At 45.9% G+C, this 15,938-nt stretch carries 12 protein-coding genes; 5 read left to right on the top strand and 7 right to left on the bottom strand.

Features of this window, described 5'->3' with window-relative positions; all coding sequences use genetic code 11:
* Positions 1-514 precede the first annotated feature (514 nt).
* The 4 genes from E7Z59_RS08640 to E7Z59_RS08625 form a co-directional block, all read right to left on the bottom strand.
* Positions 515-1,384, bottom strand: a complete 870-nt coding sequence (locus E7Z59_RS08640; protein WP_242015660.1) for a CHRD domain-containing protein — start codon at positions 1,382-1,384, stop codon at positions 515-517.
* Between the two features lie 400 nt (positions 1,385-1,784).
* The gene (locus tag E7Z59_RS08635) at positions 1,785-3,008 is read right to left on the bottom strand and encodes a C40 family peptidase (RefSeq protein WP_136335917.1); all 1,224 of its coding nucleotides are present in this window, start codon (positions 3,006-3,008) and stop codon (positions 1,785-1,787) included.
* Positions 3,009-3,044: 36 nt separating this feature from the next.
* Positions 3,045-4,094 (bottom strand): aminotransferase class I/II-fold pyridoxal phosphate-dependent enzyme, encoded by a 1,050-nt coding sequence (locus tag E7Z59_RS08630; protein ID WP_136335916.1) that lies wholly within the window; start codon positions 4,092-4,094, stop codon positions 3,045-3,047.
* Complete coding sequence (locus tag E7Z59_RS08625) at positions 4,094-5,104, bottom strand: dipeptide epimerase (RefSeq protein WP_136335915.1); 1,011 nt, start codon at positions 5,102-5,104, stop codon at positions 4,094-4,096. Before E7Z59_RS08625 ends, E7Z59_RS08630 begins: the two co-directional genes overlap by 1 nt.
* A gap of 815 nt (positions 5,105-5,919) precedes the next feature.
* On the opposite strand from E7Z59_RS08625, the gene E7Z59_RS08620 reads away from it, so the two are divergent.
* Entirely contained in the window at positions 5,920-7,344 is a 1,425-nt protein-coding gene (locus tag E7Z59_RS08620) for an L-serine ammonia-lyase (RefSeq protein WP_136335914.1), read from the top strand.
* 403 nt (positions 7,345-7,747) lie between these two features.
* Here the strand turns inward: E7Z59_RS08620 and E7Z59_RS08615 are convergent, their stop codons facing one another.
* Positions 7,748-8,206 (bottom strand): nuclear transport factor 2 family protein, encoded by a 459-nt coding sequence (locus E7Z59_RS08615; protein WP_136335913.1) that lies wholly within the window; start codon positions 8,204-8,206, stop codon positions 7,748-7,750.
* Positions 8,207-8,818: 612 nt separating this feature from the next.
* Here E7Z59_RS08615 and panB point away from each other — a divergent pair.
* From panB to E7Z59_RS08600, 3 genes are all read left to right on the top strand, one after another.
* Positions 8,819-9,637, top strand: a complete 819-nt coding sequence (gene panB / locus E7Z59_RS08610; protein WP_136335912.1) for a 3-methyl-2-oxobutanoate hydroxymethyltransferase — start codon at positions 8,819-8,821, stop codon at positions 9,635-9,637.
* A gap of 9 nt (positions 9,638-9,646) precedes the next feature.
* Complete coding sequence (locus tag E7Z59_RS08605; RefSeq protein WP_136335911.1) at positions 9,647-10,348, top strand: RluA family pseudouridine synthase; 702 nt, start codon at positions 9,647-9,649, stop codon at positions 10,346-10,348.
* Between the two features lie 787 nt (positions 10,349-11,135).
* Entirely contained in the window at positions 11,136-11,693 is a 558-nt protein-coding gene (locus E7Z59_RS08600) for a DUF4252 domain-containing protein (protein ID WP_168731266.1), read from the top strand.
* A 491-nt stretch (positions 11,694-12,184) separates the two neighbouring features.
* Here E7Z59_RS08600 and E7Z59_RS08595 read toward each other — a convergent pair whose 3' ends face one another.
* Together E7Z59_RS08595 and E7Z59_RS08590 are read right to left on the bottom strand one after the other, a co-directional pair.
* Positions 12,185-13,063, bottom strand: coding sequence for a DMT family transporter (locus E7Z59_RS08595; protein WP_136335909.1), 879 nt, complete (start codon positions 13,061-13,063; stop codon positions 12,185-12,187).
* Position 13,064: 1 nt separating this feature from the next.
* Positions 13,065-14,609 carry a hypothetical protein gene (locus E7Z59_RS08590; protein ID WP_136335908.1) on the bottom strand — a complete coding sequence of 515 codons (1,545 nt, stop codon included), beginning with the start codon at positions 14,607-14,609 and terminating at the stop codon, positions 13,065-13,067.
* Between the two features lie 154 nt (positions 14,610-14,763).
* Here E7Z59_RS08590 and E7Z59_RS08585 point away from each other — a divergent pair, with 154 nt between their 5' ends.
* Complete coding sequence (locus E7Z59_RS08585) at positions 14,764-15,936, top strand: 2-isopropylmalate synthase (protein ID WP_136335907.1); 1,173 nt, start codon at positions 14,764-14,766, stop codon at positions 15,934-15,936.
* Positions 15,937-15,938: the final 2 nt, after the last annotated feature.

The following is a 15,938-nucleotide window of genomic DNA, read 5'->3' as shown; positions in this document are numbered from 1 at the left end:
TACGAGGCGGGGTGACTGGGTGACTGGGTGACTGGGTGACTGGGTGACTGGGTGACTGGGTGACTAAAAGCTAAAACTAAATTTTCAGGAACTCGTCTTTGCGAGATTCGTTTCCCGAAAGCTTTCGAGAGCGGAGCGTGGCAATCTCCTGACTTTTAGTAAGCTGAAAAAGGTTTAGGAGAAGAAAAGGCAGGCATTTCTGCACCCTTGAGGGCCGGGGTAACAGGAATGCCGGCTTATGTCGGGAGATTGCCACTTCATACTATCTCCAGCTCGGTACATTTTCACATGTGCAGTACTATAACTTGCAGATTGCCACGCCAAGCTTCGCTTGATTCGTAAAGAATACTAAAAAAACCGTCGTAACTCCGTACCCTCGTACTTTCGTCCCTACAACGGGCAGATCGCCACGGTTGACTAAAGCCAACCTCGCGAAGACAAAAAACCGAAAGCCCTACTGTGTAAGGCCTCCGGTTTATATGCTAAAAACAGGTTGTCCTGTTATACTTTACTATTATTCATTCCCTGCATTGATGCCAATATCGCCCTGGGCGACGATGGTTTCGAGGGCTTCAGCGCTTAAATGTACGTTCACGTATGCATTTAAGGCCAGAATGTCGATATAGGTTAAAGGATCTCCGGAATCGAATTCACCGACCTGGGTTTTACTCTCTCCGGTATCTCCATTCACCGGATTAAAACTTACAAGGATGCCTCCCCCGGTAGCCGCATCGTTCTCGTGAATATGAGCCGGATGCTCCCCTCCTTCAGGGGTGCCGGTGAGTGAAATAGTGGCCAGGGACGTTCCGTTTACACGCTCTTCAAAAACGATGTCACCCGAAACACCTGACTCCGCTACTGCTGCCAGCGCATAGGATGTGGATTCTCCGGTAAGTTCATTTCCTCCAATATCTCCCTGGGCAACGATGGTCTGTAATTCATCACTACTCAGGTGTACATTGATGTACCCGTTATACTCCAGTAGTTCAGCATAGGTGATCGCGGTTCCATCATCCAACTGGGTCACATTAACAGTACTTTCTCCGGTATTTCCATCCACGGTCCCCAGCGTCAGGGCTATATCCCCACCTTCTGCAGCCGTGTTAAAATGGATATGAGCCGGATGTTGTCCGTCAGACGGAGTGTTATTGATATCCAGATCAATGGTCACACTACCATCACTCATCTCTGCAAAGCGAGCCGTTCCTGATATCCCTGATTCATCGACCTCTCCCAGGTTATAGGTTTTGGAAGTCACCTCGGTGATGGGATCCTCTCCTCCGGGATCTGTCCCATTATTATCATCATCATCACTACAGCCCGGCAGTAAAAAAGCAATTAACAGGGTCGAAACATAAAAAGTTCTTCTACATGTTTTCATCATTTCATATTTATTGGTTTGCCCGTCAAGGTACGAAAAGATACTGATTTTCAGTTAGTTAAGGTGTTTTGATCGAAAATGAAATTATAGTTAAAAAGGTAAGTTATTAGGTTACGGGGTACGGGTTACGGGTTACGGGTTACGGGTTACTAGGTTACTAGGTGACTAGGTGACTAGGTGACTAGGTGAGAAGGTGAAAATAATCCATGGAAATGAAAGATCCTGAGCAGCAGTTCAGTTGCCAAGGCCCCCCTGAGCTTATTACTGAAGTCTATTGAGTTATATTAAATTATACCCGGTACTTTAATAGGGAGATCACCACATCCCGCCAAGGCGGGATTCGTGAAGACGATGCTTTTTACCAACCTTCGTACCCCCGTACCTCCGTACTTTCGTACCCGAATTAATAAACCTCACTCACCCTTTTCACATCAGGAGTCAAATTCCCAAGAATACGCTTGGCTCTGAAATAACGATTGCGGTTAAATTCATCGTAGTTGTCTGCCTGAGGGTCCATGCTGGAAATGTGGACATCTCCCGAAGAGTGGATAAATTGGTTATCGCCGATCCACATGCCAACGTGGGTGACTTTTTCGCTGCCGTCTTCCCGGTAGCTTCCAAAGAATAACAGATCACCGGGTTGGAGCTTAGAGAAATCACCTTTTTCATCTACCAGCATACCGCTCTTCACCTGCTGAGAGGCATCACGAGGCAAAACAATTCCATTCAGAAAATATACGGTCTTTGTGAATCCGCTGCAATCCACTCCTTTAGCTGAAGTACCTCCCCATAAATAAGGGAGTCCGATCAATTCATGAGCGGTTTCAGTTAAGGCAGCTTCATCGGTTTCCATGGCCTCCATCCAAAGATCATATGGAATAGCATCTGACATGGGGATATAAGCTTCTCGTCCGTCGGGATATTCCGATTTGTAATAACCGTCTTTTTCTCCTAAAAAAGCAAGAACATCTCCCACCACAAGGTCTGATATGATCTCACCTTCTTCGGTAGGCCTACTTTTTGAACGCCCGTACTGGGCCGTGTAGACCAGTTTTGATTTTTCTTTCCATGCTTCTAACTCTGCTACATTCATATGCTCCAGGGCACCGCTATCAGCCCAGGCAATATAACCATCAGGCGTTTGCACCAAGTGCCAGCCACCTTGCTTCATCAATACCTTCACCACAGTCCCCAAGGTGGCCTGGGTGGCCAGTTCCTGGGAATGCCCGGGATTGGATCTCAGATTAGCAACCGATAATCGTACCACCCCCAGGGTATCTCCTTCCAATTCCGGAGCAGGAAGTTGTTGTACACTATCCATGTATTGTATACCCAATCCCTTTAAAGAGTCCACTAATATGGCCATAGCCTTTGGCTGATCGCTCTGTCCTTTTAATACCCATGATGCTCCTGAAGACTCAAGTTCCAAATGAAAACGGGCAACCCGTTTGTCAGGAGCGTAGGTTTGTTGGAGATCGGCTAGCAGCTTTTCAACTTCTGCATTGGATGTAGTTTTCTGCGAACAGGAAGTCAGTATGAGAGTGAGGATCAGGGTGAGTAAGGAGTAGGTACGAGGGTACGTAGGTACGAGGGTACGGAGTGATTTCAGGCTTCTTGACAGTGTCATGAAATTTGAGGGTTTAATTATATAATGTTGTTTATATTATTTATAATAATCATTAAGCGTTGTGGCGAGCCGCAATATATCATTTTCTGTATGAAATGCCGAAATGACGATGCGACACATCAGGGGTGAATTCGCGTTGGGATAATGAAAATTGGTGATGACCATACCTCGATTTTCAAGATAACCCGGTAAGTCATTATCAGAAACCGTAAAACAGGGATACCCTTCACTCCAGGAAAACCGGTCAAGATATTTGCATGCATGGACAAACAATTCAGTATTCGCCATCAATTGCTTTCTTTGTGCCTCCAGTAATTCTGCTGACTCAATCAATGTCATCAATCCGGCCGGGGTTCCGGGGCCGCTGCCGCCAAACCAGGGGTCTTGTTCAATTTTTAGCAGATCCTTCGCTTCACCCAGGAGAAATCCGCCTCCAATGGCAAAGCCTTTTCCCATAGAACCCACTACTACAAGGTGTTTTGGTTCCAAAGATTTAAGTGTACTGTAACTGCCTCCTCCCTGCTGCCCTGTAATTCCGATGGCATGGGAATCGTCGGCTACCAGGCTGATCTTTTCCAGAGGAAGGGTCTTCAGAAGATCCAATTGCAAGGGCTTTTCCCCGGCAAAGTCCACCGTATCTACAAACAATACAGGGGTAACATCCTGATGTTTATCAAGATATCCCACTAATTCCTTTCTCAAAAGAAACCAGTCCGCTACATTCTCATCTCCCGGTAATCGCAGAGCTGCATGAGTGTGGGGGGCAAAGAACATTTTATAGTCCTGCATACCCATATACTTACGTACCAGCTGACAGGCGGCAAAACCGGAGGATACATAGAGTGCTTTTTCTGCACCTGTAATGCCTGCCAACCACTGCTCTCCCCTTTCAAAGGGATTCAGTTGTACATTGGAGTGGCGGGAAGCCGCATAGGTGGTACCGTAAACCTCCAGGTTTTTTTGATATCGCTCGAGAAACTCCGGATGGGTTTGCAGCCCGAGATAGGCCGTACCCCCAAAATAGATGTACTCCCCTTTATCAGTTACCAGGGTTCGTCCGGGAAAATGATCGATCTCGTACCCCATTATAAAAGGTTTACACCACTACCGGCTTCTTCAGGGAATATCACGGAGGCATCCGGATTGATCTTCACCCCGGTGGCTATATCTTTCTTTAAAAGCAAAGCACCGTCCATATCCACATAATCCAATTGCGGAATTAATTGTGCGATGGCTGAAATACCTACCGTAGATTCCGTCATACAGCCCACCATCACCTTCAGATCCAGCTCCCTTGCTCTTTTGATCATTCGAAGCGCCGGGGTGAGTCCGCCGCATTTGGTCAGTTTGATATTGATTCCGTGAAAATACCCTGCACATTTCTCGACATCCTCCTCCACGATACAGCTTTCATCAGCGATCACAGGAAGCGCAGAGCCTTCTATGAGCTTTTTATAACCTTCCAGGTCATCAGCCTTCAGGGGCTGCTCCAGGAATTCCACTCCCAATTCTTTCAGTTTTGGAGCATATTCCAGGGCCTGCTCGGCCGTCCAGGCGCAGTTGGCATCAATACGAAATACAGCATCTGAATGTTTTCTGAGTTCAGTTACAATCTCTACATCCCTGTCCGTTCCTAATTTGATCTTATAAAGCGGCCAGGGTTTTTTCTGCATCTTCTCGACCATTTTTTCAACCGTGTCGATCCCGATCGTATAATTCGTTCTTGGATAGGTGGAATTATCAGTCTCCCACAATTCATACAACGGTTTTCCTTTAAGCTTGCCCCATAAGTCATTGGCGGCAAGATCCAGTGCACAGATCGCAAAATTGGATAGCCCTTTACTTTTCAAAAAAGCATGAAATTCTGAAGGATCCTCCATCGACCAGGCTTCGATCTCGGAGCGAATGGCTTCGATCTCTTTCATCATCGATTCAACCGTGATCTTATAGTACGGATTCGAGGTCGCTTCTCCATACCCGGTTTTACCATTCTGAGAAAGGGCTATAATGAGAGAGTCCTGGAAATCGTAGGATTCCCGGGAGATGGAAAAGGTAAATTCCAATTGCAATACATATTTCTTTAGAGTAAGTTCCATGCTTAAAATTTAGACGATGAAGATATAAAATTTCAGCAAGGAAGAAAGAATATTTTTACAGCTTTTTGCGGTTTTTGGGTTTGAATGTTGCTTTTTGTTGCAAGGGTAGGTTACGGGGTACGTCAACCTTCGCCAAGGCTTCGGTCGATAAGAGGGTACGGGGTACGCCTCTTTTCTTTTTCCCCAGCCCAACGGCGAAGCCCTCATGAGCTCCCGTAAAATAACAAGTATGCGAATAAAATGGTGAGAAAAGAGGCTAAAAACAACCTGACAGATAAACATATACTCCTTCCACCAACTCTCAAATATGTTAATTAATTAGCTCATATAATAATGGCCTTCCTCCTTCCCCAACCCTAAAGGGCGCAGGAAGGCCAGCATATTCAATCACACATCAAGATTATTCAACCTCATTTAAAGAGCCAATCCAATAATCATTGCTTAAATAGGGGAAATTTATATGGAATTCATACACACATTATTAGATTATGACAAAAAGGGGGCTAACCAAGTATAAGCCTGATTTTTGCACCCTTTAGGGCGGGGAAATAAAAATCAGGCTTAGACACAGCTAAGCACAAAAAAAAATCATTTATCCACCCTCTCCTCTCCACCTGCCAAACCGCAGGCAAAGTACCCCGATCTTCGTAACATCTGAATGACCGCTTAATCTTATTGCACCATAACTCCAACCTTGCAGATTGCCACACCTCGCGTTGCGAGGCTCGCAATGACCCAACCGAATAACCGCATAACGGTATAACAGCATAACCAAAAAAAACTATATTTGCAGCCACCTAAAACGTTTTCGTACTATGGAGTGCATCAGTGTTTTCGACATGTTGAAGATTGGGATCGGGCCGAGTAGTTCACATACCCTCGGACCGTGGAGAGCGGCAGAACGCTGGCTGGGAGAATTGAAGGAGGAAGGCACCTTTAACGAGCTGGTGAGCCTTAAGGTTCATGTATACGGTTCCCTCTCTCTCACCGGGAAAGGTCACGCTACCGACCTGGCGATCTTATTGGGACTTTCCGGGTGTGATCCGGAGTATTTTCCGGTGGAAGATATCAATACCCTTATTGAACAAATCAAGACCACAAAAGAATTACGTCTTAACAATGAGATCATTCTTCCTTTTTGTCATAAAGACGATATTATTTTCCATAGGGACTTTCTACCTTTCCACGCTAACGGAATCCGATTTGAAGGGTTTCTCAGGAATGGAACGAGCACCACTGAGACCTATTATAGTATTGGAGGAGGATTCGTAGTAAAAGAAGAACGGGAGCACGCCAAGGAGAATCTACAAATCTTTAAGACCTTTCCCCACCCCATACAGAATGGAAACGAGCTTCTGGCCTGTTGTAAAGAAACCGGGCTCAACATTTCCGATGTAGTACTTACTAACGAACGCTCTCTTCGTACTGATGAGGAGATCGATAAGGAGATCAACCGCATCTGGAACACCATGCTGGAGTCTATGTATACCGGATGTCACACCCAGGGAGTATTACCCGGGGGACTCAACGTACGACGTCGTGCCTTTGAAATGCACCAGCGACTCAAAGGAGAGGTGATTTACAGTAATCCGCACGACTGGATCGCAGCCATTCGAAAGACGGAGGTGAAATTCCGCCAGATCCTTAAATGGGTATCCTGCTTTGCATTGAGCGTGAATGAAGTAAACGCATCCCTCGGACGCGTAGTAACCGCTCCTACCAATGGAAGTGCAGGAGTGATCCCGGCCGTACTCATGTATTACCTGGTGATCGAAAATCACGAGGCAGGGTTTGAAGAGATCAAGAAATTCCTTTTGGTGGCCAGTGAAATAGGCAGTATCTTCAAGAAAGGAGCCACCATCTCTGCTGCCATGGGAGGCTGCCAGGCGGAGATCGGGGTTTCCAGTGCCATGGCTGCCGGAGCCCTTACCGAATTGCTAGGCGGAACTCCGGAGCAAGTCCTTATGGCCTCAGAGATTGCCATGGAGCATCACCTCGGACTCACCTGTGATCCCATCGGCGGACTCGTACAAATACCATGTATAGAACGTAATTCCATGGGTGCTATCAAGGCCATCAATGCCGCAGAACTCGCTATGGAATCCGACCCTCTTGATGCTAAAGTTCCTCTGGACAAGGTAGTGAACACCATGTGGGAAACAGCTAAGGATATGAACTCGAAATACAAAGAAACCTCTGAAGGGGGCTTGGCGGTAGGTGTGTATTTATCAGATTGTTAATGACCACCCTGAGGTGCAAGCCAGGATTGGCGTAGCAGCTCAGGACCGTGGGAATTAATCCCGCCAAGGGCGGGATCTTTGCTATTTCCGTTACTTAAATTGACAGCGGAGATATCGAACAGAAAGCAGGTATTAAACAAAACCTCCTTGTATCTCTTTTTTCCTTTCCCCACCCTAAAGGGCGCAAAAAAGAGATACAAGCATTGAAATCTGTTAAATCACATTATTCGGAAGGGTAATTCAAATCGAAATAGAGCAGTAAGTCAAAAAAATGCCAGCCGGATTTTCTCCCTTTAGGGCGGGGAAATAAAAATCAGGCTGGCACATACGGTATATTTAAAATATCTAGTTCTTAATAAAGACAGGTTACCGCCTTTAATTGGAACGGTACAGATAGAAATAATCATTCACACCCCTCACGCCTCCTCGTGTCAACAATATAAAATATCCTCCAAGTGTCGTCTTGTTTGATCATCTGAAACGAATTCACCCCGCAGTGGCTTAATTCACCATTGATCCAGAATTTATAGGGAGTCCAGGCATTGGCCATGGCGCCATCCACTTTAACAATGTAATCCGTGAGTTCTTCCTTGAACTCCATATCAGGAGAAATACCGGCAATGCGACCAAGAAATTCATCATAGGTGCTTTTCCGGAGCATGATCTTTCCTTCCTCGTCTTTGCCAATGCTTTCCATGTGGGAATCAGGTAAGGCCATTGCCCTCAGAGCAGCGGTATCCTGCTTGTGAAAAGCTTCGAAAAAATCGACTACCACTTGTTTTACCGCTTCTTCCTCGGTTGATTGGGCCTGGGTGAATCCGAAGAATAGAAGGAAGGCTGCGGTTATTAGTTTGTATTTCATGTTGATTGATTTTATTTTCTGTTAAATGTAAGGATTATTTCAGTTTGCAGTTTGCGGTTTACGAGTTACGTCATTGCGAGGCAGGGCATAGCCCTGACGTGGCAATCTGCCAAATTGCAGTAATCAATTCATAAGGTGACTAGGTCACAAATCATCATGGAAACGCGAGATCCTGAGCAGTGGGAGTACTGCTGATGGTATATACTAAAGTGAAAAATAAATACAGGCTCCCCACCCTGGTCAGGGAGGGGTGGATCAGGGTGAAACCATGAGACGGGGCGGGTTGATTCGGGTTTACCAGCATACAACCCCTTCCGACCCCGCCTCCTCGATTGATATCGAGAGCCGGTGCCACCTTCCCCTGACCAGGGGAAGGAGCCCATTGTTGTTTTAATTTTAAATCCGTTCCCACCACAAGAAATATAATATGCGAACCTCGCGAAGACGATTATTTCCAACTTTTCCCCTTCGCCCCTTTACTTCTTTGCCCCTTCGCCTATTTACCCATTTGCTTATTTGCTTCTTCACTCCTTCGCCTCATGACAATCTTCGCCTCCTTTATGGAATTTCCTTAATAATATCCTAATTTAGCACCTCATTAAAACTAACCACATGTCTGTTGCCAAGAAGGAATACAAAAAAGTTACGGTAAAATCCATCCAGGAGATGAAGCAAAACGGAGAGAAGATCTCCATGCTTACCGCCTATGATTACACCATGGCCAAGATCGTTGACGGGGCCGGAGTCGATGTGATCCTGGTAGGCGATTCTGCCAGTAATGTGATGGCCGGCCATGAAACTACCCTTCCTATTACGCTCGATCAGATGATCTACCACGCCTCTTCTGTAGTACGCGGAATTGATCGTGCCCTGGTAGTGGTTGACCTTCCTTTCGGAAGCTACCAAAGTGATCCTAAAGAAGCGCTTCGCTCTGCCATTCGTATCATGAAAGAGAGCGGCGGCCATGCTGTGAAGCTCGAGGGAGGAAAGGAGATCAAAGACTCTATCAAACGTATTTTGCATGCCGGTATCCCGGTGATGGGCCACCTTGGGCTCACCCCTCAGTCCATCTATAAATTCGGTACCTATACGGTACGCGCCAAAGAAGATGAAGAGGCTGAAAAGCTTAAAGCTGATGCCAAGATGCTGGAGCGTTCCGGTTGTTTTGCCATTGTGCTTGAAAAGATCCCTGCCCACCTGGCCAAAGAGGTTGCTGAAAGCGTCAGCATCCCCGTTATCGGGATCGGTGCCGGAGGTGGAGTTGACGGACAGGTCCTTGTACTTCATGATCTTTTGGGAATGACCCATGAGTTTAATCCGCGCTTCCTGAGAAGGTATATGCACCTCTATGACGATATGACCAAGGCCATAGGACAATATGTGGATGATGTAAAAAGCACTGACTTCCCCAACGAAGAGGAATCCTATTAAAAATACTCTGTGAAAAAAGAGGTCTCTACGGCAAAAAATCTTGATGTGCTCTACGAGGACAATCATATTATCGTGGTGAACAAGAGACCGGGAGATATCGTGCAGGGCGACAAAACCGGCGATAAACCACTCTCGGAAGTAGTCAAAGAATACCTCAAGGAGAAATACAACAAACCCGGTAATGTCTATTTAGGCGTGGTCCACCGGTTGGATCGTCCTACCAGCGGAGTGGTTCTTTTTGCCAAAACATCCAAGGCTCTTCCCCGTCTTAACAAGCTTTTCAAAGAAAAGCAAACTAAAAAGACCTATTGGGCCGTGGTGCAACCGGCCCCTCCAAAACAGCAGGATCGCCTGGAGCACTGGATGAAGCGCAATCCCAAGCAAAACAAATCATACGCCCATAGCAAAGAAGTTCCCGAAAGTAAAAAGGCCATCCTCTCCTACCGCACCTTAAAAGAACTGGACCGCTACACCCTTTTAGAAATCGATCTGGAAACCGGGCGACATCACCAGATCCGCTCCCAGCTCTCCGCCATCGGCTCCCCAATAAAAGGAGACTTGAAATACGGTGCCCCGAGAAGTAATAAAGATGCCAGCATTCATCTGCATGCGCGTAAGCTCGAGCTTATTCACCCTGTAAAGAAGGAGCCATTGATCATTGAGGCTCCGGTGCCTCAGGGAGATGCAGTTTGGGAAGCCTGTGGCTTCTAGTTACGAAGGTACGAGGGTACGGAGGTACGAAGAATTTTCAATTATAAATGAGCGTCTTCGCGGGGCCGCTGAAGTTTTGATTTCTTGTGTAGGGAAATGACGATGAATTATTCCGATGAAAAAGCTTTTCATGCATGGGCTTTTGTTCATTTTGCCTTGATGCAAAACGAACCAAAAAATCAAGAATATTTGAGGCAATTCCTGCTGCGCAGAACCGCTGCTAACCCTGCGCTGCATGCTCCGCACTTCCGCTTGGTTTACAGACTATTGCTGCAAATATTCATTCCCTCCAAACCAACATCCCAAATTAGATTAACTAAGTGTTATTCTATCGAAGAATTAAAAGCTGTCCTCAGGTTCTGGCAGGCCAGGATCCGCTTGATGAAGTTGCCGTGAAAAGCCAGGTGCTGTCTGAGCCACGCTGAAAGCGTGGTGAGTTCAGCTGGCTTAGGCAACAAATCGCTAGCGGATGGCCGAAGAACCAGGACTAGACTTTTTTGTTACTTTTTTGGGCAATGCAAAAAAGTAAGGGATAATCATTCATGAAAAGTCAAAATAAAATCCGTCAGTGGTAGGCGGCCTTTAAGGCAAACGAAGCGATCTGCCGGTTCCCTGAATAAAGCCTGAAAGAACTATAAATCGGGAGAGCGCCCAACATCTGCTTACCCCCTCCCCACCTCACAATTAAAAATTCCCTAATTTTATTAATAACTCCAATTCACTCATTCTGAGCACTTCGCGAATTATGTGGCTGACCAGGAATTTAAAAACTAAACGATCTGAAAAAATGAAAACTCTATTTCCCCTTCGTACCCCTGCCTGCCGGACAGGCAGGTCCGTACCTCCGTACCCTCGTACCCTCTCCTTCTCGCTCATACTCACCCTCCTACTCACCGGTTGCAGTCCGAGCATCAACAGCTTTTACAACAACCACAAGACCGACCCCGGGGTAACCGCTGTACAGGTACCTGATTTCTTTTTGGATATCCTGGCCGGAAGCTCTCCGGAGATGAATAATCTTATGCGGCAGGTAGACGATGTGCGATTTATGACCCTGCCATCAGGAAGCGGACCGGAGGCCAGGGATGTTGCTATGGAGATCAACCGCATTACCTCCACGGGCTATACCGATGTATACCGAAGAACTGAAATGGATAACTCCCTCAGCTTATTCTCCATCAAGGAAAAAGGAAGTCGCATCAAAGAACTCATTTGGTTTGATCAGGGAGAAAACAAAAACCTGCTACTCTATTTTAAAGGAGATTTTGATCCGGAGTTGATCAGTAAATTATCAGACAACAAGAATGTGGAGGATTTGAAGGACTTGTTGAAGGAGGAGTATTAAATGTAAGGGATCCCTTCGTACCTACGTACTTTCGTACCCTCAATGAGGAGATCGCCACAGACCCCTCCGGTTTTGCTCTACAAAACCACCTCCCCTTAAAAAGGGGAGGGTAATTAGGTTTTCAAAATTGATCCCAGTAATGGAAGGCATTGAGGTAAATTAAGGAGATCTGCCTGGCGCGCCATGGCAGACAGGTCACCACATCCGCTCAGCCATCGAGCTGGCTGGCCTCATCTCTTCTTCGCCCTTTTACCAGATTGCAAAATTGAAGAGTTATTTTTTTTTACAGAACTAATTGCTTAGTAACCTAGTCCCCCAGTAACCTGGTAACTTTAACCCATTCGCCTATTAGCCCATTTGCTTATTTACCCATTTGCTTATTTGCCTATTAACTTATTCGCCTATTTACCTATCTACCTGCCTACCCGCTTACCTACTTTTGCCATCCCGCCAGCTGGCCCCTTCGCTAAAATGGTTCACTGAACCATTTTTTAACGCTCGGTCCTCCGAAAACTCGCAACACTCTCTAAAACCACCGCACTGATGATCACCAGGCCGCCCAGAACCGTATTGATTCCCGGTACTTCCCCCAGAAACAAAAAGCCCAAAAGGATTCCGTAAACCGGTTGCACACTGCTCATGATACTGGCTGCCGTTACCGAGAAGAACCGGAAAGTCATCAACAACAGGGTATGCCCTACCGAAGTGGTGATCACCGCCAGGGCCAGCAAAGGCATGAAGTTATCTGAAAAGGTAGTCACAGAAGCCTGTCCGGCCACAGGAAGTAAGACTACCGACATCACCACCAGTTGCCAGGTCATCAGCACGGAACCGTTGTATTTCTTTACCTGGGGTTTTAGAATGATATTACGCAAGGCATAGAAGAAAGCCGAACACAATCCAAACAGGATGGCTATAAAATATTGGTTTTCCAGGTCAAATTCCGGGACAAGTAGGTAGATACCTCCCAATACCATCACCCCCAAAAAAACATGGACTCGCTTTAAAGGAGTTTTTAGGATTAAAGGTTCCAGCAGACTGGTCATTACCGGATAGGTGTAAATAGACAACATTCCTATAGCTACCGATGACAATTGCAAGGCATAGAAGTAGGTGACCCAGTGAATACCGAAAAATAAACCGCCCAGGGCAATGATATATCGATCTCTCTTGGAGTCGATCCTGAATCGAAATCCCTTCAACCAGGAGAATCCACCAATAACCAGCATGGCCAACAAGGCACGATACCAGATGGTAAGTTCGGGAGCCAGCGGAATATACCTGCCCAGAACACCACTGCTGCTGATACAGAGTACGGCAAAGTTAAGTTGTAGGTAGGGCCAAAGCCCGTGCTGTTTTGAGTCTCCCATATTATCGGATCAGCACTGCTGCTTTTTCCCTGATAATCTCTCCAACAGGTCGGTTTTCGATCTTGCTTTCCAGCCAGGAAATAATGTCCAGGTAAAGGAAGGCGCGCCTTTCGTAGGGGTGATCTTCGTACTCTTTTAAACGGGTGTGAAGTTTTTTGAACTCATCCTTTAATTCATGAGGGAAGATATCCCCCAGGTTTCTAAGGAACTTGATCATTTCCTTTTGTACCTCATGCAGGTCGTTCATTTTCAACAGGAACTTATAAGTACTTTTTAGCTGCACCTCCAGGTGATAATCCAACCCGGCATCGTAGTGAGCCACCAGGTTCAATACCCGGGCAAAGCACATCAGGTCTTCCCTCATGGTGAGGTTCTTATTCTCAATGATCTTTTTCAGGTAGGTGATACAGCTCTTATTATCTCCCGCCCCGAAATACATACATGCCAGTTTATAATAAAAAACCATCACGTGGTGTTCGTCTATCTTGTTACCATGGTTTTTCAACCCGGAAAGAATGGGTTTCTCCAACTTGAGTCCTTCCTCGAAACTACCCTCCAGGAAATGCAGGTTCAGCTTATTGCTGTTCACATACATGAAGGCCAGTACCGATAGGTTGTCATTACTTGGAAACCTCTTATCTGCAATTGTTTTCTCCAATCGCTCCAGGCTATCCTTGAATCCTGTGCGGGATTTCACATAATACATGGTCTCTAAAAGGTAGTTGTTCCCCTTAAGGAAGAAAACCGGGTTCAGGTATATCATACTTTCATTCTCATAAAAGAGATCCACCCATTTTTTAGCGTATTTAAAACAAGACAAAAAGTCCTGGGTAAGAAAACTATACCACAGCCAGGCCTTGTAATACCAAAGTTTTTCCCGGAACCCAAGTTTAGACCGGTCAAATTCCGGCAGGTGGGCATTAAAGTAATCACTTACCAACTGAAACTCTTCGTCATTCTTTACATAACCGAATTTCAGCATAATACCGTACAGCTGCAGGGACAGGTTAGACAGCTTACTGGTCAAGACATTCTGCTGACTCAACTCTTTGGCCTGTACCGCCAATTCATCAGCCCGCCCACTGATACTGCGCGTTATGTATTGAGTCTCTATCACCTTTTCCAGCTCTACGATCTCATAGGCGATCACCTTTTCCTGGTTAGCAATGGCCATAGATTTGGCCTTATCAAGGATCTTAAGACTCTGCTTATACAACCCTTTTTGATAGAGTATGGTGGCAAAATCCAGCTGCTCCCTGATCTGTATACGGATATTCTGATTTACCGGGTTTAACCGAAGACTTATCAGGATCTGCTTATAGAGGTGGGCTTTCAGGTTTGATAATTGCTGCTTCTTTACGATCCCGCTGGAAAGAATATCCTTCTCATTATAGACCGACATCTTATCCAACAAATTGAATAAGGCTAAAAATTTGGCATCAGCATTTACCCCCAGACGATTCACGTAGAGCTTGAATTGCCTCTTTTCTGACTTTGAAAGAGACTTTACGAGGATATATAAACTATCATTCGAGGCACTTGTCATTGTAATATTTTTTAGCGCAAACTCTTGTTTTACAAGGGTTTCGAAAGCATTAACTCCGTTTAAACATTGTAAAGTTGCCCAATTACCGTATACCGGTACATCTAAAAGCAGGTAACTTCGAATGTAAGGATTGAAATTAAAGTAAAATTATAAAATGAATAGCGAAAAAGTCCAAATCTTCGACACTACCCTTCGCGACGGCGAACAAGTTCCTGGCTGTAAGCTGGATACCGAACAAAAAGTTTTGATTGCCGGCAGATTAGATGAATTAGGTGTCGATGTTATCGAGGCGGGATTCCCTATTTCCAGTCCCGGAGATTTCCGCTCTGTTCAGGAGATCGGAAAAGTGGTCAAGAATGCTACCGTATGTGGTTTGACCCGTGCCGTGAAGAAAGATATAGAGGTTGCTGCAGAAGCACTGAAATCCGCCAAACACCCAAGAATACATACCGGGATCGGAACTTCCGAGTCTCATATCAAATACAAGTTTAACGCCACCAAAGAAGAGATCATAGAAAGAGCCGTTGCGGCTGTGACCTATGCCAAGAGCTTTGTGGAAGATGTTGAGTTCTATGCCGAAGATGCCGGAAGAACCGACAACGAATTCCTGGCCCGTGTGTGCGAGGCGGTGATAAAAGCCGGAGCCACCGTGCTTAATATTCCGGATACTACAGGATACTGTCTCCCGGAAGAATACGGGAACAAGATGAAATACCTGAAGGAAAATGTTACCGGTATTCATAAGGCAATATTGAGCTGTCACTGTCATAACGACCTGGGAATGGCTACGGCTAATTCCATTGCAGGAGTTATGAATGGCGCCCGCCAGATAGAATGTACCATTAACGGTATTGGTGAGCGTGCCGGTAATACTTCTCTCGAAGAAGTTGTTATGATCATGAATCAGCATCCTTACCTGAATCTTCAGACGGACATCAACACCAAACTCTTATACGATACCAGCCAATTGGTATCTGAAAGTATGGGTATGCCGGTTCAGCCTAACAAGGCCATCGTAGGTAGTAATGCCTTTGCCCACAGCTCAGGAATACACCAGGACGGGGTGATCAAGAACCGTGAGACGTACGAGATCATTGATCCGGAAGCAGTTGGTGTAAATACCTCTTCCATTATCCTGACCGCCAGAAGCGGACGGGCTGCCCTGGCTTACCGGGCTAAATTGGTTGGGTATGAGCTCACCAAACTGCAATTGGATGCGGTATATCAAAAGTTTCTGCAGGTAGCAGATAAGAAGAAGGAAGTGAATAATGAAGACATTCACATGATCGTAGAACAAAGTAATATACAAGTACAGGCCAGTGCCTGAAC

The sequence above is a fragment of the Robertkochia marina genome (assembly GCF_004799345.1).
In the GTDB taxonomy this organism is placed as follows: domain Bacteria; phylum Bacteroidota; class Bacteroidia; order Flavobacteriales; family Flavobacteriaceae; genus Robertkochia; species Robertkochia marina.
The sequence above is the reverse complement of the archived record's forward strand: the minus strand, read 5'-3'. Positions and strand labels throughout refer to the sequence as shown.